Source organism: Limimaricola hongkongensis DSM 17492, assembly GCF_000600975.2.
Lineage (GTDB): Bacteria > Pseudomonadota > Alphaproteobacteria > Rhodobacterales > Rhodobacteraceae > Limimaricola > Limimaricola hongkongensis.
Genome location: NZ_KK088652.1, coordinates 133,374 through 158,647 on the forward strand (window position 1 = coordinate 133,374; position 25,274 = coordinate 158,647).

23 protein-coding genes are annotated in these 25,274 nt (G+C 67.8%); 9 read left to right on the top strand and 14 right to left on the bottom strand.

What is annotated here, in order from left to right; translation table 11 throughout:
* Positions 1-14: 14 nt before the first annotated feature.
* Both LOKHON_RS08870 and LOKHON_RS08875 read right to left on the bottom strand, forming a co-directional pair.
* On the bottom strand, positions 15-905 hold the full coding sequence (locus LOKHON_RS08870) for a DMT family transporter (RefSeq protein ID WP_017928712.1): 891 nt from the start codon (positions 903-905) through the stop codon (positions 15-17).
* 3 nt (positions 906-908) lie between these two features.
* Complete coding sequence (locus LOKHON_RS08875; RefSeq protein WP_017928711.1) at positions 909-1,334, bottom strand: Fur family transcriptional regulator; 426 nt, start codon at positions 1,332-1,334, stop codon at positions 909-911.
* A 157-nt stretch (positions 1,335-1,491) separates the two neighbouring features.
* Here LOKHON_RS08875 and LOKHON_RS08880 point away from each other — a divergent pair, with 157 nt between their 5' ends.
* On the top strand, positions 1,492-2,454 hold the full coding sequence (locus LOKHON_RS08880) for a DUF3179 domain-containing protein (protein ID WP_017928710.1): 963 nt from the start codon (positions 1,492-1,494) through the stop codon (positions 2,452-2,454).
* Between the two features lie 40 nt (positions 2,455-2,494).
* Here LOKHON_RS08880 and LOKHON_RS08885 read toward each other — a convergent pair whose 3' ends face one another.
* The 4 genes from LOKHON_RS08885 to tyrS all read right to left on the bottom strand — a co-directional run bounded on the left by LOKHON_RS08885 (position 2,495) and on the right by tyrS (position 6,624).
* Complete coding sequence (locus tag LOKHON_RS08885; RefSeq protein WP_017928709.1) at positions 2,495-3,976, bottom strand: inorganic phosphate transporter; 1,482 nt, start codon at positions 3,974-3,976, stop codon at positions 2,495-2,497.
* Between the two features lie 48 nt (positions 3,977-4,024).
* Positions 4,025-4,504: an NUDIX hydrolase gene (locus LOKHON_RS08890; RefSeq protein ID WP_017928708.1), complete on the bottom strand. Its 480-nt coding sequence runs from the start codon at positions 4,502-4,504 to the stop codon at positions 4,025-4,027.
* A gap of 138 nt (positions 4,505-4,642) precedes the next feature.
* Positions 4,643-5,287 (bottom strand): DUF998 domain-containing protein, encoded by a 645-nt coding sequence (locus tag LOKHON_RS08895; RefSeq protein WP_017928707.1) that lies wholly within the window; start codon positions 5,285-5,287, stop codon positions 4,643-4,645.
* Between the two features lie 86 nt (positions 5,288-5,373).
* Entirely contained in the window at positions 5,374-6,624 is a 1,251-nt protein-coding gene (gene tyrS, locus LOKHON_RS08900; protein ID WP_017928706.1) for a tyrosine--tRNA ligase, read from the bottom strand.
* A gap of 63 nt (positions 6,625-6,687) precedes the next feature.
* On the opposite strand from tyrS, the gene LOKHON_RS08905 reads away from it, so the two are divergent.
* A complete protein-coding gene (locus tag LOKHON_RS08905; protein ID WP_017928705.1) occupies positions 6,688-7,812 on the top strand; it encodes an anhydro-N-acetylmuramic acid kinase in 1,125 nt (374 codons plus the stop codon).
* Between the two features lie 38 nt (positions 7,813-7,850).
* Here the strand turns inward: LOKHON_RS08905 and ssb are convergent, their stop codons facing one another.
* Positions 7,851-8,360: a single-stranded DNA-binding protein gene (ssb, locus tag LOKHON_RS08910; protein ID WP_017928704.1), complete on the bottom strand. Its 510-nt coding sequence runs from the start codon at positions 8,358-8,360 to the stop codon at positions 7,851-7,853.
* A gap of 174 nt (positions 8,361-8,534) precedes the next feature.
* On the opposite strand from ssb, the gene LOKHON_RS08915 reads away from it, so the two are divergent.
* Positions 8,535-9,134 (top strand): lytic transglycosylase domain-containing protein, encoded by a 600-nt coding sequence (locus tag LOKHON_RS08915; protein ID WP_017928703.1) that lies wholly within the window; start codon positions 8,535-8,537, stop codon positions 9,132-9,134.
* Between the two features lie 10 nt (positions 9,135-9,144).
* On the opposite strand, the gene LOKHON_RS08920 is transcribed toward LOKHON_RS08915, so the two are convergent.
* The 7 genes from LOKHON_RS08920 to miaA form a co-directional block, all read right to left on the bottom strand.
* The gene (locus LOKHON_RS08920; RefSeq protein ID WP_033315545.1) at positions 9,145-9,978 is read right to left on the bottom strand and encodes a DUF1206 domain-containing protein; all 834 of its coding nucleotides are present in this window, start codon (positions 9,976-9,978) and stop codon (positions 9,145-9,147) included.
* 45 nt (positions 9,979-10,023) lie between these two features.
* Positions 10,024-12,129 carry a dipeptide ABC transporter ATP-binding protein gene (locus tag LOKHON_RS08925; RefSeq protein WP_017928701.1) on the bottom strand — a complete coding sequence of 702 codons (2,106 nt, stop codon included), beginning with the start codon at positions 12,127-12,129 and terminating at the stop codon, positions 10,024-10,026.
* 96 nt (positions 12,130-12,225) lie between these two features.
* On the bottom strand, positions 12,226-13,677 hold the full coding sequence (locus LOKHON_RS08930; protein WP_017928700.1) for an ABC transporter permease: 1,452 nt from the start codon (positions 13,675-13,677) through the stop codon (positions 12,226-12,228).
* Between the two features lie 12 nt (positions 13,678-13,689).
* A complete protein-coding gene (locus LOKHON_RS08935; RefSeq protein WP_017928699.1) occupies positions 13,690-14,733 on the bottom strand; it encodes an ABC transporter permease in 1,044 nt (347 codons plus the stop codon).
* A 72-nt stretch (positions 14,734-14,805) separates the two neighbouring features.
* A complete protein-coding gene (locus tag LOKHON_RS08940) occupies positions 14,806-16,461 on the bottom strand; it encodes an ABC transporter substrate-binding protein (protein WP_026147504.1) in 1,656 nt (551 codons plus the stop codon).
* 352 nt (positions 16,462-16,813) lie between these two features.
* A complete protein-coding gene (locus LOKHON_RS08945) occupies positions 16,814-18,466 on the bottom strand; it encodes an ABC transporter substrate-binding protein (RefSeq protein ID WP_017928697.1) in 1,653 nt (550 codons plus the stop codon).
* A gap of 240 nt (positions 18,467-18,706) precedes the next feature.
* Positions 18,707-19,591 (bottom strand): tRNA (adenosine(37)-N6)-dimethylallyltransferase MiaA, encoded by an 885-nt coding sequence (miaA, locus tag LOKHON_RS08950; RefSeq protein ID WP_017928696.1) that lies wholly within the window; start codon positions 19,589-19,591, stop codon positions 18,707-18,709.
* 107 nt (positions 19,592-19,698) lie between these two features.
* On the opposite strand from miaA, the gene pyrH reads away from it, so the two are divergent.
* The 6 genes from pyrH (at position 19,699) to rseP (ending at position 25,260) form a co-directional block, all read left to right on the top strand.
* A complete protein-coding gene (gene pyrH / locus LOKHON_RS08955; protein ID WP_017928695.1) occupies positions 19,699-20,424 on the top strand; it encodes a UMP kinase in 726 nt (241 codons plus the stop codon).
* Positions 20,425-20,558: 134 nt separating this feature from the next.
* Complete coding sequence (gene frr, locus LOKHON_RS08960; protein WP_017928694.1) at positions 20,559-21,122, top strand: ribosome recycling factor; 564 nt, start codon at positions 20,559-20,561, stop codon at positions 21,120-21,122.
* A gap of 34 nt (positions 21,123-21,156) precedes the next feature.
* A complete protein-coding gene (gene uppS / locus LOKHON_RS08965) occupies positions 21,157-21,891 on the top strand; it encodes a polyprenyl diphosphate synthase (RefSeq protein ID WP_017928693.1) in 735 nt (244 codons plus the stop codon).
* A gap of 1 nt (position 21,892) precedes the next feature.
* Positions 21,893-22,750 (top strand): phosphatidate cytidylyltransferase, encoded by an 858-nt coding sequence (locus LOKHON_RS08970; protein WP_017928692.1) that lies wholly within the window; start codon positions 21,893-21,895, stop codon positions 22,748-22,750.
* Positions 22,747-23,916, top strand: coding sequence for a 1-deoxy-D-xylulose-5-phosphate reductoisomerase (dxr, locus tag LOKHON_RS08975; RefSeq protein WP_017928691.1), 1,170 nt, complete (start codon positions 22,747-22,749; stop codon positions 23,914-23,916). The genes LOKHON_RS08970 and dxr overlap by 4 nt, the downstream gene beginning before the upstream one ends.
* 9 nt (positions 23,917-23,925) lie before the next feature.
* Positions 23,926-25,260, top strand: coding sequence for an RIP metalloprotease RseP (rseP, locus tag LOKHON_RS08980; RefSeq protein ID WP_017928690.1), 1,335 nt, complete (start codon positions 23,926-23,928; stop codon positions 25,258-25,260).
* Positions 25,261-25,274: the final 14 nt, after the last annotated feature.

Consider the following 25,274-nt stretch of genomic DNA (forward strand, 5'->3'; position numbering starts at 1 on the left):
AAGGTTTGGAGGTTCTATAACGCGGCCGTGACCCGTCGTGAAGCGCGCCTGAGCCGTGCTTCGCGAAGAAGCGTGTAGATGCCCGATCCGACGATGATCGCGGCGCCGAGATAGGTCAGCATGTCGGGCCGCTCGCCGAAGGCGAAATAGGCCACGAACAGCGCAAAGACGAGGCGGGTGTAACGATAGGGCGCGATCACCGAGATCTCGCCCATGCGTGTTGCCGCCGTCAGCGCCCAGTAGCCCGCGACGCCGACGCCGATGGCGGCCACGAGCCGCAGGGCGTTGAGCGGCGAGGGCCAGACCAGCGTGTCGCCCGCGGCCAGCACCATCAGATAGCCGACCGGCACCAGGATCAGGAAGGCATAGGCCGACAGCTTGAGTGACGAGATGGCGCGCGGCACCCGGCGCGAGATCAGGTCGCGCCAGGCCAGCCCGACCGCGCCGACCACCGCGAAAAGCGACATCGCGGTAAAGCCCTCGGCCCCGGGCCGGATCACCAGCAGAACGCCCGACAACCCGACGCAGATCGCGGTCCAGCGGCGCCAGCCGACCGGCTCGGCAAAGAACAGCGCCGCGCCGAGCGTCACCAGCAGCGGGTTGGTCTGCAAGATCGCCGAAGCCGTGGCCAGAGGCGACAGCGCCACCGCGGTGATGAAGCCCGCCGTGCCGACGACCTCGCCGATATTGCGCGCCATCACCGCCGGGTGCCGGAAATCGGACGACCAGATCCGGCCGCCGCGCATCTCGGACATCGCGGCAAAGACCAGCCCGCCGCCCAGCCCGAGCAGCATCAGGATCTGGCCCACCGGCAGCGCGCCGGCCATCATCTTGATGAACATGTCCTCGAGCGCGAAGCCCATCATGCCCAGCACCATCAGGATGCTGCCGCGAATGTTTTCCATGCTTCAGCCGTCCTTCGCAGCGGGATCCGCCGGCACGGCGTAAAGCTCCAGCCGGTGTCCGATCAGCCGGTAGCCGAGCCGCTCGGCGATCTTTTCCTGCAGGGCCTCGATCTCGTCATCGACGAATTCGATCACCTCACCCGAATGCATGTCGATCAGGTGGTCGTGATGTTCGCGGTCGGTGGTCTCGTAGCGCGCGCGCCCGTCGCCGAATTCGTGCTTTTCGAGAATGCCGGCCTCTTCGAACAGCTTGACCGTGCGGTAGACCGTGGCAAGCGAGATGCGGGCATCCTCGGCGGCGGCGCGGGCGTGCAGCTCCTCCACGTCGGGGTGATCGTCCGCCGCTTCGAGCACCTGCGCGATCACGCGGCGCTGCTCGGTCAGGCGCAGGCCGTTCTGTTCGCAGCGCGACAGGATGGTTTGGGGCATGGCGAAGTCCGTCGAATGTCTCGCCGTCCGTCTAGCCGGTTCGACCGGGCGGCGCCACCCTGCGGGGACACGCAGGTCTCGCGCGCCGTCACCTTGCGGTGAGACGGGGTGACAGAGAGCATTGCCGCCGGGCAGGCTGGGCCGGGGAGGACGCGACATGCGCATCTGGACGATCATCGCGGCACTGGCGCTGGCAGGGGCGGCGAGCGCCCAGCCCGCGCGCTGGCAGGGCCAGTGGCCGAACACCGATTTCACCGAGACCAGCATCACCGACTGGTCCGAGATCATGTCGGGCGGCCCGCCCAAGGACGGCATCCCGGCGATCGACGATCCGGCGATGATCCCGGCGGCCTCCGAAACGCGGCTGGAGGGCGCCGAGCCGGTGATGGTCTGGCCCGCCCCGGACGGCCCCGCGCGGGCCTATCCGATCCGCTACCTGCTCTGGCACGAGATCGTCAACGACGCGGCGGGCGGCGTGCCCGTGGCGGTGACCTATTGTCCGTTGTGCAATTCGGGCATGGTGTTCGACCGGCGGGTCGGCGGCGAGACGCTCTCCTTCGGCGTCTCGGGCATGCTGCGCGCCTCGGACATGGTGATGTATGACCGCCAGACCGAAAGCTGGTGGCAGCAGGCCATCGGCACCGGCATCGTGGGCGAGATGACCGGCGCGGAGCTGGAGCTTCTGCCCGCATGGATGGACAGCTGGAAACGGTTCCGCGCGGCCTATCCCGACGGGGTCGTCATGGACGAGCCGAACTGGCGCCGCGCCTATGGCCGCAACCCCTATGTCAGCTATGACAGCGCCTCGCGGCCCTTTCTCTATTCGGGCGAAATGCCGCCGCACGGCATCGCGCCCCTGATGCGGGTGGTGCGCGTGGGCGACCGGGCCTGGCCGTTCTCGCGGCTGCGCGAGGCGGGGTCGGTGTCCGAGGCGGGGGTGACGATCTCGTGGGAGGCCGGTCAGGCCAGCGCGCTCGATGCGGGCAGGGTGGCGCAGGGGCGCGACGTCGGCAATGTGCGGGTGCGCGATGCCCAGGGGCGCGACGTGCCGCATGACGTGCTCTTCGCCTTCGCCTTTCACGCCTTCTGGCCCGATGGCGACTGGATGCTCGGCGGCTAGGTGGTGGCGCCCCCCGCCACGTGGGCGGGGGGCGAGGGGCTCAAAAGCCGATCTGGCGCAGCAGCACGAAGCACAGCGCCGACAGCAGCGCCGCGGCGGGCACGGTGATGACCCAAGCCGCGATGATGGTCATGAAATGCGACCGCCGCACCAGCTTGCGCCGGGCGCGTTCCTGCTTGGGCATCCGGGCGGCCGGGGCGCGGTCCTTGTTGACCGTGCGGGCGCGCCGTTCGGCGTGCCATTCGCGGAAGAAGCCGACGCCGAACACGCCGCCCACCGCGATATGGGTCGAGCTGACCGGCAGGCCCAGCCACGAGGCGGCGATCACCGTGACGGCGGCCGACAGCGCCACGCAATAGGCGCGCATCGGGTTGAGCTTGGTGATCTGGCTGCCGACCATGCCGATCAGCTTGGGCCCGAACAGCACCAGCCCGACCGAGATGCCGACCGCGCCGATCACCATGACCCAGAGCGGAATCGCGACCTCGCCCGCGACGCCCGAAGCCTGTTGGGCATAGACCACGGCGGCCAAGGGGCCGACCGCGTTGGCCACGTCATTGGCGCCATGCGCAAAGGACAAGAGCGCCGCCGACACCACTAGCGGCACGCGGAACAGCACCTTGAGCGACTTGTTGCGGTTTTCGAGCCCGATGGACTGGCGCCGGATCAGCGGACGCGACAGGGCGGTGAAGACGAGCCCGGCCATGGCGCCGATCGCCAGCGCGGTGACGATGTCGATCTTCACCAACCGCTTGAGCCCCTTGAGCGCGAGATAGGCCGCGAAGGCGGCGGCCATCAGGCCGATCAGCACCGGCACCCATGTGCGGGCGGCAGCGATCTTGTCCTCGACATAGATGATGCGCCACTTGATGAAGGCGAGCATGGCCGCGGCGATCACGCCGCCCAGCACCGGGGAGATCACCCAGCTGGCGGCGATCGCGCCCATGGTCGGCCAGCTGACGGTGGCCAGACCCGCCGCCGCGATGCCAGCGCCCATCACGCCGCCCACCACCGAATGGGTGGTCGAAACCGGCGCGCCGACCCAGGTGGCGATGTTGACCCAGATCGCCGCCGACAGCAGCGCCGCCATCATCGCCCAGATGAAGGTCTGCGCATTGGCGAGGCCAGCGGGGTCGATGATGCCTTTGGAAATGGTCGACACCACGTCGCCGCCCGCCAGAAGCGCGCCCGCGCTTTCGCACACGGCGGCGATGACGATCGCGCCGGCCATCGACAGCGCCTTGGCGCCGACGGCGGGGCCCATGTTGTTGGCGACGTCGTTGGCGCCGATGTTGATCGCCATGTAGGCGCCGAAGGCGGCGGCGACCACGACGACGAGGCTTTGCGGTTCACCGCCGGTCAGCACCGCGGCGGCGAGCGCCGCGAGCGTGACGAAGACGAGCGACGCGCCGACGCCCACGAGCGGGCGCGCGGTGTACATCGAGGCCGCCTCGAAGCGCGACAGCCGGTTCAGGTCCCGGTCGAGCGTCTTCCACTGGTAGGAGGGATCTTGCTGGGTCAACGAAAGGTTCCTTGTGGGACGGATCGGATGGGGCGGAGCGGCACGGGCTCAGCCCCGCTGCATCGCGCGAAGGGTGACGGGAAAGTCGCGCAGCAGGGTCTTGAGCTGGTCTTCCTCGACCAGATCGGCGGCCTCGTCGGGGGACATCCAGCGGCGTTCGCGCCGCCCCGCCTCGGGATAGTCGTCCTGCAGCGCCGCGCCTTCGAAGGCATAGACATCCACATCGGTCTGCACCGGCACGCTGCCGCGCAGGCGCTTGGCATAGCGGTAGCGCCCGATCAGCCCCTCTGTGCCATCAGCGGGCCGGATGCCCGCCTCTTCCCACGCCTCGTCCAGCGCGGTGCCCTCGGCGTCCAGCCCGCTCTTGGGCCAGCCCTTGGGCAGGATCCAGCGCTTGGTTTCGAGCGAGGTGATCAGCAGCACTTCGAGACCCGGGCCGGTTTCGCGGTAGCACAGCGCCGCGACCTGAAACCGCGGGGGGCGTCTGACAAGCGGTGCGACGAAGTTGTTCCAGAATTTGGCGAGCACGGCGATACATCCGAATTGTTCAAGCCCGGTCGTCTAAACCGGGGAGGGCCCGCGCTTCAAGCGTTGTGCGCGCGGATCGGGGGTGTTCCGTCGCGTGGCGTGGGCGCCGGGCGACGCATCCGCATGTCCGCAAGATGGCTACCTCGCGGCGCCCGCGTCCCGGCCCCGCATCCAGAACACCCATGACATCACCGCGATGATGCCGCAGGCGACGAGACCGAGACCGCGTTCGGCCAGACCGTCGATCGTGGTGGGCGCCATGAGGAAAAGCGGCGCCATCACGCCCCATGCGACCGCGAGACCGATCAGCAGCAGCCGGGCCCGCGGGTGGTGCCGCCCGAACCCCGCCGCCATGCTCAGCGGTGCCGCGAGAAACAGCGCCCCGAGCCCGTAGACGAGATAGATATGGATCACGACGCCCTCGTTGTCGCCATCGCCGTATTCGTTGCGCGCGCCGACGATCACCACGAGCGCCGCGAGGATCGCGAGGCTGAAGACGCCCGCCGACCAGCCGATACCACCCAGATGCGCATGCGCCGCCGCCAGCGCCATGGCAAAGAGCCCCGCGGCGAAACCGTAAAGCGCGACATCCATGATGATTTCCCATTCGCCCGCGCCCAGATCGCTGATCGTGTCGGCGATCCAGTCATGGCCCGGCACGACGATCTGCGCGGCGATGGTGCCGCCGATCAGCGACAGGCAGCCGAGAAATCCGATTCCGGCGGCCAGCAGCAGAAGATAGGGGCGTTCGGCATCGATCGGCTGCCCGGCGGCATCCTTCATGTCGGTCCTCCTCGTCGATGAGAAGGCAACGGCAGCGGCGCCGCGCGGTTCCGAAGCGGGGGCGGCGCACCGCCCCCGCGGATGATTCAGCCGAGCCGCACCAGCGCGTGGCGCTTCTTGCCCGCCGACAGCTTGATCGGCGCGGCCAGAGCGGCGCGGTCGATCACGAGACCCGCATCCGTCAGCGGCGCGTCGTCGAGCTTCGCGCCATTGTCCGAGATAAGCCGCTTGGCTTCCTTGCCCGACCCCGCGAGCCCCGCGCGCACGATCAGCTGCACCACGGAAATGCCGTCGCCGATCTCCGCCTCGCTGAGCGTGAGCGTCGGCAGGTCATCGCCCACGCCGCCCTTCTCGAACACCTCGCGCGCCGTGGCCTTGGCGGCTTCGGCGGCGTCGCGGCCATGCAAAAGCGCCGTGACCTCGTCGGCCAGAACGATCTTGCCCTCGTTGATCTCCGAGCCCGACAGCGCGCCCAAGCGCTCGCACTCGTCCACGGGAAGCTCGGTATAGAGCTTGAGGAAACGGCCCACATCGGCGTCGGTGGTGTTGCGCCAGAACTGCCAGAACTCGTAAGGGCTCAGCATCTCCTCGTTGAGCCAGACCGCGCCACCGGCGCTCTTGCCCATCTTGCGGCCATCCGAGGTGGTCAGCAGCGGCGAGGTCAGACCAAAGATCTCGTGGTCGAGCACGCGGCGCGTGAGATCGATGCCGTTGACGATGTTGCCCCACTGGTCCGAGCCGCCCATCTGCAGCACGCAGCCATAGCGGCGGTTCAGCTCGAGAAAGTCGTAGGCCTGCAGGATCATGTAGTTGAATTCGAGGAACGAGAGCGACTGCTCGCGGTCGATCCTCGATTTCACGCTCTCAAACGACAGCATCCGGTTGACCGAGAAATGCCGCCCGATATCGCGCAGGAATTCGAGGTAGTTCAGGTTGTCGAGCCACTCGGCGTTGTCGAGCATCAAGGCGCCGGTCGCGCTCTCGTCATAGGAGAGATAGCGCGCGAAGACCTGCTTCATGCCACTGATGTTCGAGGCGATCTGGTCGGGGCCGAGCAGCGGCCGCTCGTCGGAGCGGAAGGACGGGTCGCCCACCTTGGTGGTGCCGCCGCCCATCAGGGTGATCGGCTTGTGCCCGGTCTTTTGCAGCCAGCGCAGCATCATCACGTTGAGCAGGTGGCCCACATGCAGCGACGCCGCCGTGGCGTCATAGCCGATATAGGCGGGCACGACCCCCCTCGACAGCGCCTCGTCCAGGCCCTGGTAATCGGTGCAGTCGGCGAGATAGCCGCGCTCGATCATCACGGACATGAAGTCGCTCTTGGGGTGGTAGGTCATGTCTTGTGCCCCTCTCTTGGTCGCGCCACTCTATAGGCATCTAGCGAGGCGAGGGAAAGCGCGATGCGGCGGATCGGGACGGGCGACAGGATCAGGGCCTTGGGCGCGATGTCGGGCACCTCGCTCGACGGCGTCGACGCGGCGGTGATCGAGACCGACGGAGAGACGGTGTTCGGCTTTGGCGAGAGCGCCTACAGGCCGTATTCGGAAGGTGAGCGCGACATGCTGCGCGCCGCGCTGGGCCGGTGGGAGGGCGAGGAGGTCGAGGCCGCGGCGGAGGTGGTCGAGACCGCCCATGCCGAGATTCTGTCGCGCTTCGAGGACATCGAGCTGATCGGCTTTCATGGCCAGACCTTCGCGCATGACCCCAAGGGGCGCGGCACGCATCAGGCGGGCTCCGGCGCGATCCTCGCCGAGGCGCTGGGCCTGCCGGTGGTGTGGGATTTCCGAAGCTCCGACGTGCGCTTCGGCGGAGAAGGCGCGCCGCTCGCGCCGTTCTACCACTTCGCGCTGGCGAAGTTCATCGGGGCCAACGCGCCTCTGGCCTTTCTGAATCTCGGCGGCGTCGGCAACCTCACCTTCGTCGATCCCGGTTTCGCGCGGCCCGAGGCCGAGGGCGCGCTTCTGGCCTTCGACACCGGTCCGGCCAACGCGCCGATCAACGATCTGATGCAGGCCCGGCTGGGGCTGGCGCAGGACGAAGGCGGCGCGCTCGCCGCGACGGGAGAGGTCGCGGAGGCGGTCGTCGCGCATTTCCTGCAACACCCGCATTTCTTCCGCATGGCGCCGAAATCGCTCGACCGTGACGCCTTCGCCGATCTCGGTCGGGCGGTGTCGGAGCTGTCGGACGCAGATGCCGCCGCCACGCTCACCGCCTGTGCCGCCGCCTCGGTCGCGGCGGGGATGGAGCTGTGCCCGACGCCGCCCGCGCGGCTTCTCGTCACCGGGGGCGGGCGGCACAACCCGGTCATGATGGCGATGATCGCGGCGGGCTGCGACTGCCCGGTCGCGCCGGTCGAGGATGCCGGGCTCGATGGCGACATGATGGAGGCGCAGGCCTTTGCCTATCTCGCGGTGCGGGTGGCGCGGGGGATGCCGACCTCGGCGCCGGGCAGCACCGGCGTGCGCGCGGCGGTGGGCGGCGGCACGCTCAGCCGTCCGGGCGAACTGGCCGTGGCGCTGGGCTGAAACGAAATGCGCCGCCCCGGGGGGGGCGGCGCTGATCCTCAGAACGGGATCTCGTCGTCGATGTCGCGGCTGCCGCCGCCGCCCTGGTTGCCGCCGCCGTAACCGCCGCGGTCGTCATAGCCGCCCGAGCCGCCACGATCGTCGTAGCCGCCGCCCGAGCCGCCGCCATAGCCGCCACCCGAACCGCCACCGTCGCCGCGACCGCCCAGAAGCGTCATCTCGCCCTTGTAGGGGCGCACGACGATCTCGGTCGAATAGCGGTCATTGCCGTTCTGGTCCTGCCACTTGCGGGTTTCGAGCTGGCCCTCGATGTAGACGGTCGAGCCCTTCTTGAGATACTGCTCGGCGATCCGGCCGATGTTCTCGTTGAAGATGGCGACCGAGTGCCACTCGGTCTTTTCGCGGCGCTCGCCGGTGTTGCGGTCCTTCCAGTTCTCGGAGGTGGCGATGCGCAGGTTCACCACCTTGCCGCCGTTCTGGAACGTCCGGACCTCGGGGTCGCGGCCCAGATTGCCGATGATGATCACCTTGTTGACGGAACCTGCCATGGGGTCCTCCTGCCTTGTCGAATCTCGCGTCTTGTCGCGCCGACCCTATGCCGCGTGGCCGCGCGATGACAGCGGAATTGCCCGTTCCCGCTTTCCTTTTCGCCACGTTCGCGGTTAGCGTCGGGGAAGCGAACGAAGCAACGCCGGGTCAAGCCGGTGGAACGGAGGGACGCGATGCACAACATGATGGCAGGCGCCGTGTGGGCGGCGCTGGGACTGGCCTGCGCGGCACCGGCATGGGCCGACCGGGTGTCGAGCAGCTCCGCACCACGGCTCTTCGCCTCGCAGCTCGGCGTGCTCGATGGCCGCGCGGCCTCGCAATATGCGGGTTCCAAACGTTACCAGCCGCCGCGTGCGCAAGTGCCGCAGGAGCTTCAGACGGCGGCCACCCCGGCCTTCACGGGACGCTATGCCGGTCCCTACCTGACTCTCGCGCGCGATGCGGCGCGCAGGCACCGCATTCCCGAGGATCTGTTTTTGCGGCTCGTGCAGCAGGAAAGCGGCTGGAACGCCCGCGCCGTCAGCCGGGCGGGCGCGCTCGGGTTGGCGCAGCTGATGCCCGGCACGGCGCGGCTGCTGCGAGTCGATCCGCGCGATCCGCGCCAGAACCTCGATGGCGGGGCGCGCTATCTTCGAATGCAATACGACGCCTTCGGCGATTGGCGGCTCGCGCTTGCGGCCTATAATGCGGGTCCCGGCGCGGTGACGAAATACAAGGGTATTCCGCCCTATGCCGAGACCCGCAACTACGTGAAGGTCATCTTCGGGCGCTGACGGGTCCGGTTCAGGACGCCGCCTTGCGCGCCAGCGTTTCCACGTCATCGGTCTTGAGCTTGGGGATCAGCCGGTAAGCGGCGTTGACGAAACAGAACAGCGAAAACCCGAGCAGGCCCACCGCCAGAGCGGTGACCAGCACCGTGCCATAGGGTTTGTCGCGCAGCCAGTCGAATGCCTCGGCCAGGCCGCCCGCCTCGCTGGGGTTCAGCGTCCACGCGGCATAGACGAGGAGAAAGCCCACGATGGCGATCACCGCGCCATTGGCGGCGAGACCGGCGGTCAGCGCCGGTTGCAGCTTCAGCGTCAGGGGCTTGGCGCGCAGGTTCTCCATGTATTTGTGCGACAGCCCCTTCCAGACGTAATAGGCCCCGGCACCAAGACCGATCGCCCCCGCGATGCCGACGATCCATTGGCCGAACGGCATCTGCATGATCTTGGCCGTCCAGCTGTCGAGGCTGGACCCGCCGCCCGAACCGCTCGACGAAGGCATCAGGATCGCCGCCGCCGTCGCGGCGAGACCAAGATGGATGAGGCCGGTCACGACCTGTCCGATCCGCGCCACCGCGCCCTTCGCACCGTCGCCATGGGCTTCGAGATCCCAAAAGGCCGCGACAAGCCGCCAGATGCCGTATGCGGCGAGGCCGATGGCGATCAGCGCCAGAAGCGCAATGCCCCACCAGGCCCGCTCGAGCGAGGCCATTGCCTCGCCCGTGCCGCCGGGGGTCGAACCGCGCCAGATCGCCAGAAGCGACAGCACCGCCACCACGAGATAGATGAGACCACGTCCGGCATAGCCGGCGCGCATGACGGGCACTGCCCATTGAAGATTCTGCTGTGTCATGCGGGCACAAGCGGGCGCGGGGCCCGCTTGTTCCATCGCCGTCCGCTAGTTTTCGGCGAGCGTGATCACCGGCTCCATCGAGGCGAATTCCTCCGGGCTCAGGTGGCATTTGACCTGGTGGCCCGGCGCGAAGCTCACCATCGGCGGCACCTCGCGCTCGCACAGATCGCCGGGCACGCGGCTTTTCCAGCGGCAGCGCGTCTGGAAGGGGCAGCCCGATGGCGGGTTCATCGCCGACGGCACGTCGCCTTCGAGCACGATATGCTTCTTTTCGACATGGGTGTCGGCGACCGGCACCGCCGAGAGCAGCGCTTCGGTATAGGGGTGATAGGGCGGGGCAAAGACGTCCCGCGCGGCGCCGATCTCGACCACGTGGCCGAGATACATGACCATCACCCGGTCGGCGAGATACCGCACGATCGACAAATCGTGGCTGATGAACAGCAATGTCGTCTTCTGCTCGCGCTGGATCTCCATCAGAAGATCCGTCACGGCGGCCTGCACGCTCACGTCGAGCGCGCTCACCGGCTCGTCGGCGACCACGATCCGCGCGCCGCCCGCAAAGGCCCGCGCGATGCCGACGCGCTGTTTCTGCCCACCCGACAACTGGCGCGGCATCCGGGTCGCGAATTCGCGCGGCAGCTTCACGAGATCGAGAAGCTCCAGCATCCGCTTCTTGCGATCGCGCGGACCTGCGCCCACGCCGAAGATCTCCAGCGCGCGGATGATCTGCCGGCCCACCGTCATCGACGGATTCAGCGTGTCGAACGGGTTCTGGAACACCATCTGCACATCGGCCACGGTGCGGGTGTCGCGCTTTTCGATCGGCACGTCGCCGACGGCGCGCCCGTCGAGTTCGACACCGCCCGCCGTCGCCGTCTCCAGCCCCATCAGCACCTTGGCCAGCGTGGACTTGCCGCAGCCGCTCTCGCCCACGATGGCGAGCGTTTCGCTCTCATGCGCCTCGAAGCTCAGCGTCTCATTGGCTTTCACGACCTGCGCCTCGCCGCCGCCCAACAGGCCGGGGCGCGATACCTCGTAGTACTTCTGCAACCCGTCGACCTTGAGCACCACCTCGCCGATCTCGGGGCTTTCGCGGTGGTCGGAGATGTCCGGCGGCGCGTCCCAGTCGATTTCATCGGTGCGGATGCAGCGTGCCTCGTGGGCGTCGCCGGGCACCTCGATCATCGGGATCGACTGTGCATCGCAGCGGCCCTTTTGGAAATAGTCGCAACGCGGCCCGAAATTGCAGCCCGGCGGGCGTTCGTCGGGCAGGGGGAAATTGCCGGGGATCGCAATCAAGGGCCGTGTGGCCTTGTCGGCGCCGGGCAGCGGGATCGCCCGGAACAGCGCCTGCGTATAGGGGTGGCGCATCTCGTCGAACACCTCGCCGATGCGGCCACGCTCCACCGCTTCGCCCGAATACATCACCGCGATCCGGTCGCAGGTCTCCAGCACCAGCCCCAGATTGTGGCTGATGAACAGCATCGAGGTGCCGTATTTCTCGCCCAGCTCGCGCACCAGGTCGATCACCGCCGCCTCGACCGTCACGTCGAGCGCGGTGGTCGGCTCGTCGAGGATCAGCAGCGCGGGCTTCGACATCAGCGCCATGGCGATGACGATGCGCTGCTGCTGGCCGCCCGAAAGCTGGTGCGGATAGGCGTCGAGGATGCGCTCGGGGTCGGGCAGGCGCACGTCGCGCACCACCTCGAGCGCGCGGGCGCGGGCCTCGTCGGCGGAAATGCCCTCGTGGATCATCGGCACCTCCATCAGCTGCCGATCCACCTTCAGGGCGGGGTTCAGGGAGGCCATCGGCTCTTGGTAGATCATCGCGATGTCGCGGCCGCGGATCTCGCGCAGCCGCGCGGGCGACATGGTGGTCAGCTCCTCGCCGCGGAACTTGATCGAACCGCCCGTGATCCGGCCGTTGACGCCGAGATCCTGCATCACGCCCAGCGCGACCGTGGATTTGCCGCAGCCCGATTCACCGACGAGGCCGAGCGCCTCTCCGGCGCGGACCGTGGCGGAAAAGTCCATGACCGCCGGGATCTCGCGGGTGCGGGTGAAGAAGGAAATGGAGAGATTGCGGATTTCGAGGATCGGCTCGCCGGGAGCGACCTCGAGGGCGGGATCTGTGGCGGTGTCGGTCATCGGGCACTCCTGATGCGGCGCGCGGACGGAAACTGCGGGACCGGGGGTTTCACACCCCCGGACCCCCGTGGCGTATTTTCGGAACAAAATCGGGCATCAGTCTTTCAGGCTCTCTTCGCGCAGACCGTCGGCCAGCAGGTTCAGGCCGAGAACGAGGCTCAGCAGCGCCAGCGCCGGCACCATCGCGGCATGCGGGTAGATCGACAGCAGGCGGCGCCCGAGATTGATGGTCGAGCCCCAGTCGGGGCTGTCCGGCGGCAGGCCGAGGCCGAAAAAGCCGAGCGTGCCGAGAAGGATCGTCGTGTAGCCGATGCGCAGGCAGAAATCGACGATCAGCGGTCCGCGCGCATTGGGCAGGATCTCCCACAGCATGATGTACCACGGGCTTTCGCCCCGCGTCTGCGCGGCGGCGACGTAATCGCGCGTCTTGATGTCCATGGTCAGGCCGCGAACGATGCGGAACACCGTGGGGGCATTGACGAAGACCACGCTGACGAACACCACCAGAATGCCGCCGGGCACGTCGAACAGATCGAGCGCGTCGGGCCAGAAATCCACCGGCGTGCCATCCTGACTCACCATCGACAGATAAAGCCAGCCGCCAAGGATGAAGAGCGCGGCCAGCACCACGAGCCGCAGAACCGGGCGCGGCGACAGGCGGGCGTTCAAGAGCACGGCGAAGAAGGCGATGGGAAACAAAAACAGCACCATCGCCATGTAGGCGGGCACGCCGGTCTGCACCATTTCGGGCGTCACCAGCAGGTAGAACAGCAAGATCACCGGAAAGGCGAGGATCAGGTTCGCGAGGAACGACAGCACCGTGTCGAGACGGCCCGCATAGAAGCCCGCCGGAAGGCCGAGCGTGATGCCGACGAGAAAGGCGAAGATCGTCGCCAATGGCGCGATCTGCACCACGATCCACGAACCATGCACCATGCGGCTGAACACGTCCCGCGCGAGATTATCGCCGCCCAGGAGGTAATGCGGATAGACGCCGTCATCCCCCATCGCCAGCGGCGTGCCCGGCACCTTGTTCTTCATGCCCGACAGCGCGGTCAGCGGGTCATGCGTGGCGATCATGTCGAACAGTCCGGCAAAGATCGCCGTGAACACCCAGAACACCACCAGCGCGAAACCCGCCATGCCGATCGTGCTGTCGAACAGCTTGCCATAAAGCCCGAGCCGGCGCTTGAAGACGATCGACAGGCCGAAGGTCGCGCCCAGCGCGATCCAGACCGGAAGGAGACGTCGTGACAGCTCGCCCACGATGCCGAGCGCGCCATAGGGCAGGGCGAAGGGCAACAGCAGGTAAAGCGCCAGCACCAGCGCCGTCAGCCACAGGAAGGCGCGACCGGCCATGTCGGCCATGCCATGCAGCCCATCCCGCGCGGCGAGCGTGCCGTCGGGCAGGCTCTGGCGGCGCACCGGCGCGCTCAGCAGCGACAGCGCCACCGACAAAAGGGAGGCGGCGACGAGCCCCGCCACGGCAAGGCCCAGAAGCGGGTTCAGCCAGACGCCCCAGGCGCCCGTCCAGCTCAGCGGTTCCATGGACGGCCCTCCTTACGAGACGCGGATGCGCGGGTTGAGATAGACATAGCCGATGTCGGAAATGAGCTGCGTCAGCAGCACCACCACCACCGACACGACCGACACCCCGAGCAAGAGCTCGATGTCGTTGTTGCCCGCGGCCTGCACCAGCGTCCAGCCGAAGCCCTTGTAGTTGAACAGCGTCTCGACGATCACCACGCCGTTCAGAAGCCACGGGAACTGCAACATGATCACCGTGAAGGGCGCGATCAGCGCGTTGCGGAGCGCGTGGCGCAGCACGATCTTGGGAAACGACACGCCCTTGAGCCGGGCGGTGCGGATATATTGCGCGGTCATCACCTCGGTCATGCTCGCCCGCGTCATCCGGGCGATATACCCCATGCCGTAAAGCGCGATGGTCAGCACCGGCAGGGTGAAATTCTCGATCGTGGCGTTCTCCATCGCCGATGTCGCCGAGCCGTTGAACCATTTGAGCCCCACGGCGGTGGAGGCGAAAACGGCGATGAACACCACGCCGGAGACGTATTCAGGGGTCGCGGTGGTGAGGATCGACACGGTGGAGAGCGAACGGTCGAGCTTCGATCCCTCGCGCATGCCCGCCAGCACGCCCAGGATCAGCGCGCCGGGCACCATCACCATCATCACCCAGAACATCAGCTTTCCGGTGAGCGCGAGGCTGCGCCCGACGATTTCGATCACGTCGCGGCGGAACACGGTCGAATAGCCCCAGTCGCCCTGCAGGATGCCGCAGCGCGCGCCCGCATCGACGCCGCCATCGGCGCCGGCGCAGCGGCCCGCCACCACCTCGCCATCGACCGAGTGGGTCCAGCCGGGCACCACGCCGAGCCATTCGCCATAGCGCACCAGCATCGGTTCACCATAGCCGTTTCGGTTCAGCCAGCTTTCGACCTCGGCATCCGAAACGCGCGCTCCGATTTCGGATTTCGCCACCTTTTCAAGGCTGGGGGCGAGATTGGTCAGGAAAAAGACCACGAAGGTCAGGGCGAGGGCCGTGGCCAGCATCGTCACGAAACGCGACAGGAGAAAACGGATCATTCGGGCACGGGTCCGATGCGCTGAGAAGTGGTCTTGGAGAAAGCGGGGCGGCGCCGGGCCGCCCCGTTCGGATCAGGCCGAGATCGACCATTTGTAATGGTGGTGCTCGAAGGTCGGGTGCATCTCGGCACCCTTCACCCGGTCGGTGTGATGGCGATAGAGCGAGCGCCAATAGGGCTGGATCAGTACGCCGTCATCCTGCAGGAGCTTCTCGATCCTGGCCATGACCTCGCGCCGTGCCTCGACATCGGCGAGCGACATCGCCTCGGCCAGAAGCGCGTCGAACTCCTCGCTTGCATAGGCCGCCTCGTTCCACGGCACGCCCGACTTGTAGGCCAGCCCCAGGATCTGCACGCCAAGGGGCCGCATGTTCCACTCGGTCGCCGAGAAGGGGTATTCGAGCCAGTCGTTCCAGAAGGTCGAACCGGGCAGCACCTGCCGCTCCACCTGAATGCCCGCATCGCGCAGCTGCGCGGCCACCGCGTCGCAGCTTGCCGCCTGCCACGCGTCGTCGATCGAGATCAGCTCGAAGGTCTCGTTGCCGAACCCCGCCTCGTCAAGCATCGCCTTGGCGGCGGCGGGGTCGTGCACGGGCGGGTCGATCTGCGCGTATTCGGGGTGGATCGGGCAGACATGGTGGTTCTCGGCGATGGTGCCGCGACCGTTATAGCCCAGCTCCAGCACGATCGCGTTGTCGACCGCCATCTGCAGCGCGTTGCGCACCTGTTTGTTGTCGTAGGGCGGGTTGTCCTGGTTGAACCGCACCGCCAGCGTCGCCGCCGTGACGACTTCGGATTTCTGCCAGCCGATGGCGTCGAAGATGTCGATGAAATCGCCGGTGGTCTGGTAGGTGATGTCGATCTCGCCCGATTCCGCCGCTGCCATCTTGGCCGCGGGGTCGGTGCCGTAATCGATGTACTCGATCCGGTCGAGGAACGGCCCGCCGAACACCTCCGTGCCCCACCATGCATGGTCGGGGTTCTTCACGAGCACCTGCTTGACGCCGACCTCGTTGAGTTCGGGCAGATAAGGGCCGGTGCCGATCGGGTTCTCGGTGGGGTCGCTGTTGTCCGCGAAGCTTTCATGCACCAGCGCCGCCGGGTAATCGGCCATCGAGACGATCACCGTGATGTCGGGCGTGGAGAGGTTGAGGCGCACGGTCATGTCGTCGACCTGTTCGATCGCGCCGTCGCGCGCCTGATTGGTTTCGGGATCGACCAGCTGGCTCATCCGCCCGGCCATGGAGTTGCCCTCGACCGTGCCGTCGCACCAGCGGGTGATGTTGCGCACCACGTCGGCGGCGGTGAACGGATCGCCATTGTTCCATGTCACGCCCTCGCGGACCTTCAGCGTGAACTGCGTCGCGTCCTCATTGGCCTCCCAGCTGTCGAGCAGCATCGGGGTGATCGAACCATCCGCCTCGTACTGCACGAGATATTCGAGCCAGCCGCGATAGAAATTCGAGATCTGGCTCCAATCGGCGATGCGCGGATCCTTGATCGCCTTGGTTTCCATCTCCATGCGCAGCGTGCCGCCCACCTCGCCATGCGCCTCGGCGCGGGCGGGGACCGGCAGGCCGATCAGGCCGAAGGCGGCCGACGAACCGACGCCCAGCGCCGTGGCGCGGGTCAGGAACTCGCGGCGCGACAGTTTTCCGGCGCGGTGCTCGGCGGCATACATTTCCGCGGCAGGATGGAGTCCGGCCCGAGGGGTGTCGTGGATCGTCATGGTCTTCTCCCTGTTGGGCGGCGCGTCATGGCCGCCTTCGCGGGCCTCTTGCGGGCCCTGCCTCGCCGTTTGCGCGACAAAACTCGTATGAGCATCTGTGCGGCAACGTCGCGGCGTCAATGCAACAATCGTGCATAACCGCTGTTTTGAGGCCTGAATGCGACATTAGGTGTCGCAAAGGCCCCATCCTGTCAACGCGAGGATTCAAAACGCGAAATCGCCGTAGCGTCATTTTCATGCGTCGCGGATCGCTGCCGGGCCCGTCCCGCGCCCGGGATGACAACCCGGCCATCCGGTCTTGGCGGCGCGGCGTGCGGGGGGCGGCGCCGGGCCGCCCCCGCCGGGCAAGGGATCAGGTCTTGACCCACCACTTGTAGTGATGGTGCTCGAAGGAAGGATGCATGTCCGCGCCCTGCACCTTGTCGGTAAAATGGCGGAAGATCGAGCGCCAGTAGGGCTGGATCACCACGCCATCCTCCTGCAGCAGGGTCTCGATCTTCGCCATCACGGCGCGGCGCTCCTCGACATCGGCGAGCGACATCGCCTCGGCCAGCAGCGCGTCGAACTCCTCGCTGGCATAGGCGGTCTCGTTCCACGGCACGCCCGACTTGTAGGCGAGCGCCAGCACCTGCACGCCCAGGGGCCGCATCGCCCAGTCGGTCGCCGAGAAGGGGTATTCGAGCCAGCCGTTCCAGAAGGTCGATCCGGGCATCACCCTGCGCTGCACGTCGATGCCCGCGTCGCGCAGCTGCGCGGCCACGGCATCCGAGGTCGCCGCCTGCCACGCGTCGTCGAGCGAGATCAGCTCGAAGGTCTCCTCGCCGAAGCCCGCCGCGTCGAGCATCGCCTTGGCGGCGGCGGGGTCGTGCACCGGCGGATCCACCGGCGCGTATTCGGGGTGGATCGGGCAGACATGGTGGTTGTCGGCCACCTCGCCGCGCCCGTTGTACCCCAGCTCCAGAACCACCTTGTTGTCGACCGCCATCTGCAGCGCCCGGCGCACGTCGCGATTGTCGAAGGGCGGGCTGTCCTGGTTGAAGCGCACCACGATCGTCGATGCGGTCACCACTTCGGATTTCTGCCAGCCGATGGCGTCGAAGATGTCGATGAAATCGCCGGTGGTCTCGTAGGTGATGTCGATCTCGCCCGATTCGGCCGCCGCCAGCTTGGCCGCGGGGTCGGTGCCGTAATCGATGTATTCGATCCGGTCGAGATAGGGGCCGCCGAACACCTTCGTGCCCCACCATGTGTGATCGGTGTTCCGCGCGAGCACCTGCCGCACCCCGACTTCGTTGACCTCGGGCAGGTAGGCGCCGGTGCCGATCGGGTTCACGGACGGGTCGCCGCCATCGAAGCTCGAATGCACGATGGCCGCCGGGTAATCGGCCATGGAAACGATCACGGTGATGTCGGGGGCTGCGAGGTTGAGCCGGACGGTCAGGTCGTTGACCACCTCGATCGCGCCGTCTCGGGCCATGTCGGTCTCGGGATCGACGAGCTGGACCATGCGGCTGGCCATGGTGTTGCCCTCGACCGTGCCGTCGCACCACAGGGCGATGTTGCGCGCCACGTCATCGGCGGTGAACGGATCGCCGTTGTTCCACGTCACGCCCTCGCGGACCTTGAGCGTGAACTGGGTTGCGTCGTCATTCGCCTCCCAGCTTTCGAGCAGCATCGGCGTGATCGCGCCATCCGCCTCGTACTGCACGAGGTAGTCGAGCCAGCCGCGGTAGAAATTGTGGATCTCCCCCCAATCGGCAAGGCGCGGATCCTTCATCGCCTTGGTTTCCATCTCCATGCGCAGCGTGCCGCCCATCTCGGCATGGGCGTCGGCACGGGCCGGGGTCGGCAGACCGATCAGCCCGTAAGCGGCCGACGCCCCCACGCCCAGCGCCGTGGCGCGGGTCAGGAACTCGCGGCGCGACAGCTGCCCGGCGCGATGCTCGGTGGCGTACATCCTTGCGGCGGGGTGCAGCTTGGCGCCAAAGGTGTCATGGATCGTCATCTGCGTCTCCTTGTGAGCGGCCTTCACCGGCCGCCGTCGCGGATCCTTCTCGGACCCGGTTTTCGCGCCGCCCGCGCGGCGGAACCGATGGGGGGGAACTGGGCGGGCAAGCTGCCGCGTCAATGCGACATTCGCGCAAAATCCGGCATCGTGATCGGGACCGGGACATCAGGGGACGAAACCACCCCCGCCAGCGCGCCCGAGAGCGTCGCGCAAGCGGGCATCGAGGCGCCGACGGCGTTATCCGGCTTGCGTTTCGGGGTCGATGTCGCGCCAGCCCTGCATGCGGCTGCGAAACCAGCTGCGCTGACGCTTGGCGTATTGCCGCGAGGCGATGACCGCGGCGTGCCGCGCGGCGTCGAGATCGCAGTCTCCACGCAGGTGGGCGATCAGCTCGGGCGCGCCGATCGCCCGCGCCCATGGCGCGCTGGGCGCCCAATGCGGCAGGGCCGCGCGCGCCTCCTCCAGCGCGCCCATCTCGAGCATGGCATCGAAGCGCCGGGCGATGCGCGCGTTGAGCCAGCCCGGATCGGGGCGCAGCACCAGCGGCTGGGCCCGCGCCAGCGGCAACAGCGGGGCGGGCGTGTCGGCCTGCCAGTCGGCGATGCCGCGCCCGGTGGCGCGCAGCACCTCCCAGGCACGCTGCACCCGCGCGCGGTTGTTGAGATCGATCCGCGCGCGGCTTTGCGCGTCGAGCCCAGACACGAGGTCGGGCAGAGGGATCGCGTCGGCCTCGGCACGGATCGCGGGCGGAGTCGCGGGGATTTCGGCCAGCCCTTCGGTCAGGGCCGAGAAATAAAGCCCGGTGCCGCCGACGATGATCGGGCGCGCGCCCTCCAGAAACGGCGCCACCGCGCGCAGCCAGTGGCCCACGGACCAGTCCTCGTGGCGCGCCACGTGGCCATAAAGCGCATGCGGCGCGCGCGCTTCCTCCTCGGCAGAGGGCCGCGCCGTCAGCACCCGCCAATCGGCATAGACCTGCAGCGCATCGGCATTGACCACCACCCCGCCGCCGGTTTCGGCCACGGCGAGCGCCAGCGCGGATTTGCCCGAGGCGGTGGGCCCGGCGATCAGCACCGGGCGCGCGGGGTCGAGCCCGCGCGCGATCGCGCCCCAGCCGCTCATGCGCGGCCGGCCTTCGCCGAAGCGGTCCGAGCGCCATTGAACACCCGGCGGCTTTCGTCCATTTTGCGCCGCGACCCGAAACCCCCCGAGACACGCACGGAGTGCCCATGACCGATACCCAAAAGCCCGCCTTCCGCAGGGTGATGCTGAAGATTTCCGGCGAGGCGCTGATGGGGGATACGGCATTCGGTCTGCATCCGCCGACCGTCGAACGCATCGCCCGCGAGGTCAAGTCGGTGCACGATCTGGGCGTCGAGATCTGCATGGTGATCGGTGGCGGCAACATCTTTCGCGGGCTGTCGGGCTCGGCGCAGGGGATGGAGCGGACCACCGCCGATTACATGGGCATGCTCGCCACCGTGATGAACGCACTCGCCATGCAGTCGGCGCTCGAGGAGCTGGGCGTGTTCACCCGCGTGATCTCGGCCATCCCGATGGACCAGGTCTGCGAGCCCTATATCCGCAGGCGGGCCGTGCGCCATCTCGAGAAAAAGCGCGTCTGCATCTTTGCCGCCGGCACCGGCAACCCGTATTTCACCACCGACACGGCGGCGACGCTGCGCGCCAACGAGATGAGCTGCGAGGCGATCTTCAAGGGGACCAAGGTCGACGGGGTCTATGACAAGGATCCCAAGAAGTTCGACGACGCCAAGCGGTACTCCACCATCACCTATGACGAGGTGCTGCAAAAGCACTTGGGCGTGATGGATGCCTCGGCGATCGCGCTGGCGCGTGACAACAGCCTGCCGATCATCGTCTTCTCGCTGGACGAGCCGGGCGGGTTCCGCGGCATTCTCGCGGGCGAAGGCACCTCGACGCGGGTGCACGGCTGAACGAAACCATTTGGCTTCGCGCGACGTGGTTCAGGCATGGCGCGGGCAATGCGGGGCAAAGTGTTCTGGAATGCGGGGGCTGTTGACGCTATCACCGGCGTCAACAGCCCGCCCTCAAAGACAAGAAGAGACCGATGGCAGACGATTTCGAACTCGATACCGACGACCTTCAGCGGCGCATGGACGGCGCGATCTCATCCCTGCGCACCGAATTCGCCTCGCTCAGGACGGGCCGCGCCTCGGCCTCGATGCTCGAGCCGGTGCAGGTCGAGGCCTATGGCAGCATGACCCCGATCAACCAGGTCGGCACCGTCAACGTGCCCGAGCCGCGCATGGTGACCATCAATGTCTGGGACAAGTCGATGGTCGGCAAGGTCGAGAAGGCGATCCGTGAAAGCGGTCTCGGCATCAACCCGCAGCTCAACGGCACCATCATCATGCTGCCGATCCCCGAGCTGAACGAGGAGCGCCGCACCCAGCTGACCAAGGTGGCCGGGCAATATGCCGAGCACGCCCGCGTCGCGATCCGCAACCTGCGCCGCGACGGCATGGACCAGATCAAGAAGGCCAAGGCCGACGGCCTGTCCGAGGACGATCAGAAATTCTGGGAACAGGAGGTCCAGGAGCTGACCGATCGCTACATCAAGCAGATCGACCAGCAGCTCGAGACGAAGCAGGCCGAAATCATGCAGGTCTGAGGCCAAGGCCTCGGAGAATGCCAAGGAGGCCGTCATGGCTGCCGACGCGCAAGAGACGACATCCAGTGGCGGCCCCAAGCACGTCGCGATCATCATGGACGGCAATGGCCGCTGGGCCCAGAGCCGTGGCCGGCCGCGGCTGTTCGGCCATCAGGCGGGGGCGCAGCGCGTGCGCGACATCGTCAATGCCTGCCCGGATCTCGGGGTCAAATACCTGACCATCTTCGCCTTCTCGACCGAGAACTGGAAACGCACCCAGGCCGAGGTGTCGGGGCTGATGGCGCTGTTCCGCCTCTATATCGTCCGCGAGGCGCGAGCGCTGCATGCCGAAGGCGTGCGCGTGCGCTTCATCGGCGACCGGATCCGGCTCGACGAAAAGCTGGTGACGATGATGGACGAGCTGGAGCTGCTCACCGCGGGCAATGACCGGGTGCACCTGACCATCGCGCTCAATTACGGTGGCCGCGACGAAGTCACCCGTGCGGCCAAGCGGCTCGCCTACGAGATCGAACAGGGGCGCCTGTCGCACAAGGACGTGGATGCCGAGACGCTGTCGCGCTTTCTCGACACCCATGTGCTGCCCGATCCCGACCTCGTGATCCGCACCTCCGGCGAGGCGCGGATCTCGAATTTCCTGCTGTGGCAGTCGGCCTATGCCGAATACGAATTCGTCGACACGCTCTGGCCCGATTTCACGCCCGAGGAATTCGCGCGGGTCTGCGCCAGCTATGCCGAGCGCGATCGCCGTTTCGGCGCCGTCAAGGCCTGACATGGCGGAGCACGAAAAGACCAAGGACGGCGAAGCCGCGCCGGGCGTTGCCGCGAGTGCGGCGGTGATTGCCGATCCGGGCCGCTGGAGCGATCTGGGCGTGCGCATGGCCTCCGGCGCGGCGATGGCCGCGCTGGGCGCGCTGGCGGTGATGATGGGCGGCGTGTGGTTCCAGATGCTGACGGTCTTCGTGACCGCGGTGATGGTCTGGGAGCTGTGGATGATGATCGAGCCCGGCAAGCCGACGCCGGGCATGCTTCTGGCCGCGCTCTGCGCGAGCGTGCTGTCGGGGCAGCTTTCGGGCGAAGGCGACTGGGTTATCGTGCTGTTCTTGGTGGCGCCGGTGGTCGGCGCGGCGATGCTGCGGCGCGAGCGCGGCACCTTCTTTGCCTTTGCGCTGGGCATCGAAGTCGCGGGCTGGGGGCTTGTCACCTTCCGGGCCGAATACGGGTTCCAGTGGCTGCTGTGGCTGATCCTCGTGGTGATCTGCACCGACGTGTTCGGCTATGTCGCGGGCCGCGCCCTGGGCGGGCCCAAGTTCTGGCCCAAGGTCAGCCCCAAGAAGACGTGGTCCGGCACCTCCGCGGGCTGGATCGCCGCCGGTCTCGTCGGGCTCGTCTTCACCTGGATGACCTCCAGCCCGTGGCATCTGGTCTGGATCTCGATGCTGGTCAGCTTTGCCAGCCAGATGGGCGACATCGCCGAAAGCGCGCTCAAGCGGCGCATGAAGGTCAAGGACAGCTCGACGCTGATCCCCGGCCATGGCGGGTTGTTCGACCGCTTCGACGCGATGCTCGGCGCCTCGCTGTTCATGCTGCTGGCCTCGGCGGCGGGCTTCATTCCCGGAGTGCATTTTTGAAACGCGTCACCATTCTCGGGGCGACCGGCTCGATCGGCTGCCAGACGGTCGAATTGATCGAGGCCGCGCCGGAGCGGTTCGAGACGGTGGCGCTCACCGGCGGGCGCAACGTGGCGCTCTTGGCCGATCAGGCGCGGCGGCTGGGCGCGAAGATCGCCGTCACCTGCCATGACGACTGCCGGGCCGATCTGGAACAGCGGCTGGCGGGCAGCGGCATCGAGGTGGCCTCCGGCGATGCCGCGATCGCCGAGGCCGCGGCGCGGCCCGCCGATCTGGTGATGTCGGCCATCGTCGGTGCCGCGGGGCTTTTGCCCGGCTTCGCCGCGATCCGGCAGGGCGCGACGCTGGCGCTCGCCAACAAGGAAACCATGGTCGCCGCCGGGCCGCTGGTGCTGGCCGAGGCGCGCGCGCATGGCGCGACGCTGCTGCCGGTCGACAGCGAGCATTCGGCGGTGTTCCAGGCGCTGGTGGGCGAGGATCGCGGCGCGGTCGAACGCGTCATCCTCACCGCCTCGGGCGGCGCGTTCCGCGACTGGCCGCTGGAGCAGCTGGCGACGGCCACGCCCGAACAGGCCGCGACCCACCCCAACTGGGCGATGGGGCAGCGGATCACGATCGATAGCGCATCCATGTTCAATAAGGCGCTCGAAGTCATTGAAGCCAAGGAGCTTTTCGATCTGAGGTCCGACCAGGTCGAGGTCGTCGTGCATCCCGAAAGCCTGATCCACGCGCTGGTCGGCTTCAATGACGGGGCGCTGATGGCGCATATGGGCGCGCCCGACATGCGCCATGCCATCGGCTATGCGCTGAACTGGCCCGAGCGGCGCGACCTGCCGGTGGCGCGGCTCGACCTCGCCGCCGTGGGATCGATGTCCTTCCGCGCCCCCGACGAGGCACGCTACCCGGCGCTGCGGCTGGCGCGACGGGTGATGGAGGAGGGCGGTCTTGCCGGGGCGGCGTTCAACGCCGCCAAGGAGGCCGCGCTCGACGCCTTTCTCGACCGCCGCATCGGCTTCATGCAGATGGCGCAGGTGGTCGAGCAGGTGCTGGACACGATGTCGCGCGCGGGCGCGCTTCGGGTTGACAGCCCCGGTCTCGACGCGGTCCTTGGGGCCGATGCCGAGGCGCGCGCCCGCGCCGCACGGACCGACCTTCTGACCGCATAGGACGACCCCTTGGACCCGACCCAGATCCTGCCGCAATTCGGCAATGCCGCCTTCACTCTCGCGGCCTTCGTCGTGGCGCTCTCGGTGATCGTGGCGATCCACGAATACGGCCATTACATTGTCGGCCGCTGGTCGGGTATCCATGCGGAGGTGTTCAGCCTCGGCTTCGGCCCGGTGCTCATCTCGCGGCGCGACCGGCACGGCACGCTGTGGCAGATCGCGGCGCTGCCCTTCGGCGGCTACGTCAAGTTTCTCGGCGATGCCAACGCCGCCTCGGTCGGGCAGGCGGCGGGCACCGATCCCGCGCGGCTGCGCCACACCATGCTGGGCGCGCCGCTCTGGGCGCGCGCGGCTACGGTGGCGGCGGGCCCGCTGTTCAATTTCGCACTGTCGATCCTGATCTTCGCGGGGGTGATCCTGACCCAGGGCCGCGCCGCCGATCCGCTCACCGTGGAGCGGATGCTGCCGCTGCCGCCTGCTTACGTCAACGAGCTGCGCGCGGGCGACGAGATCCTCGCCATCGGCGGGGCCGAGCTGCCCGAGGAGGGCGGCCTGTCGCGGCTGGCCGAGGGCTATCCGGCGGAGCCGGTGCTCGATTACCGGGTGCTGCGCGACGGGCGCGAAATGCTGGTGCGCGGCCCCTATCCGCAGCCGCCGCTGGTGGGCGGCGTGTCGCCGCGCTCGGCCGCCGATGCGGCGGGGCTGCGCGCAGGCGACGTGATCGTGTCGCTCGACGGGCGGGAGGTCTTCGCCTTCGCGCAGCTGATCGAGACCGTCACCGCGTCGGATGGCCGCCCGCTCGACATGACGATCTGGCGCGACGGCACCACGCGCGAGCTGTCGCTGACGCCGCGCCGGGTCGACCTGCCGCGCGACGAGGGCGGATTCGAGACGCGCTGGCTCCTGGGCATTTCCTCGGGGCTGTTCTTCGAGGCGGCGACCGAAACGCCGGGCCTTTGGACCGCACTTGGCGATGCGGTGGCGCAGGTCTGGCGGATCATCGGATCGTCGATCTCGGGGCTTGGCCACATGATCACCGGCGCGATCTCCTCGTGCAACCTGTCGGGGCCGGTGGGCATTGCCCAGACCTCCGGCGCGATGGCCGAGCAGGGCGCCACGAGCTTCATCTGGTTCGTCGCGGTGCTCTCGACGGCGGTGGGGCTCTTGAACCTCTTTCCGATCCCTGTGCTCGATGGCGGGCATCTGGTGTTCTTCGGCTACGAGGCGATCACCGGCCGCCAGCCCGGCGACAAGGTGTTGCGCGTGCTGATGGCGCTGGGTCTGTCGCTGATCCTGACGCTGACCGTCTTTGCGGTGCTCAACGACCTGTTCCTCTGCCCCTGAGGCCGCGGCGGGGC

Excerpts from the sequence above, each read along its gene's own strand:
- LOKHON_RS08915 (WP_017928703.1), top strand. The coding sequence starts at position 8,535 with ATGCACAACATGATGGCAGGCGCCGTGTGGGCGGCGCTGGGACTGGCC.
- LOKHON_RS08870 (WP_017928712.1), bottom strand. The coding sequence starts at position 905 with ATGGAAAACATTCGCGGCAGCATCCTGATGGTGCTGGGCATGATGGGC.
- LOKHON_RS08940 (WP_026147504.1), bottom strand. The coding sequence starts at position 16,461 with ATGACGATCCACGACACCCCTCGGGCCGGACTCCATCCTGCCGCGGAA.
- LOKHON_RS08970 (WP_017928692.1), top strand. The coding sequence starts at position 21,893 with ATGGCGGAGCACGAAAAGACCAAGGACGGCGAAGCCGCGCCGGGCGTT.
- LOKHON_RS08945 (WP_017928697.1), bottom strand. The coding sequence starts at position 18,466 with ATGACGATCCATGACACCTTTGGCGCCAAGCTGCACCCCGCCGCAAGG.
- LOKHON_RS08920 (WP_033315545.1), bottom strand. The coding sequence starts at position 9,978 with ATGACACAGCAGAATCTTCAATGGGCAGTGCCCGTCATGCGCGCCGGC.
- pyrH (WP_017928695.1), top strand. The coding sequence starts at position 19,699 with ATGACCGATACCCAAAAGCCCGCCTTCCGCAGGGTGATGCTGAAGATT.
- LOKHON_RS08895 (WP_017928707.1), bottom strand. The coding sequence starts at position 5,287 with ATGAAGGATGCCGCCGGGCAGCCGATCGATGCCGAACGCCCCTATCTT.
- LOKHON_RS08930 (WP_017928700.1), bottom strand. The coding sequence starts at position 13,677 with ATGGAACCGCTGAGCTGGACGGGCGCCTGGGGCGTCTGGCTGAACCCG.
- tyrS (WP_017928706.1), bottom strand. The coding sequence starts at position 6,624 with ATGACCTACCACCCCAAGAGCGACTTCATGTCCGTGATGATCGAGCGC.
- LOKHON_RS08880 (WP_017928710.1), top strand. The coding sequence starts at position 1,492 with ATGCGCATCTGGACGATCATCGCGGCACTGGCGCTGGCAGGGGCGGCG.
- LOKHON_RS08875 (WP_017928711.1), bottom strand. The coding sequence starts at position 1,334 with ATGCCCCAAACCATCCTGTCGCGCTGCGAACAGAACGGCCTGCGCCTG.
- miaA (WP_017928696.1), bottom strand. The coding sequence starts at position 19,591 with ATGAGCGGCTGGGGCGCGATCGCGCGCGGGCTCGACCCCGCGCGCCCG.
- uppS (WP_017928693.1), top strand. The coding sequence starts at position 21,157 with ATGGCTGCCGACGCGCAAGAGACGACATCCAGTGGCGGCCCCAAGCAC.
- LOKHON_RS08905 (WP_017928705.1), top strand. The coding sequence starts at position 6,688 with ATGCGGCGGATCGGGACGGGCGACAGGATCAGGGCCTTGGGCGCGATG.
- LOKHON_RS08935 (WP_017928699.1), bottom strand. The coding sequence starts at position 14,733 with ATGATCCGTTTTCTCCTGTCGCGTTTCGTGACGATGCTGGCCACGGCC.
- LOKHON_RS08925 (WP_017928701.1), bottom strand. The coding sequence starts at position 12,129 with ATGACCGACACCGCCACAGATCCCGCCCTCGAGGTCGCTCCCGGCGAG.
- frr (WP_017928694.1), top strand. The coding sequence starts at position 20,559 with ATGGCAGACGATTTCGAACTCGATACCGACGACCTTCAGCGGCGCATG.
- ssb (WP_017928704.1), bottom strand. The coding sequence starts at position 8,360 with ATGGCAGGTTCCGTCAACAAGGTGATCATCATCGGCAATCTGGGCCGC.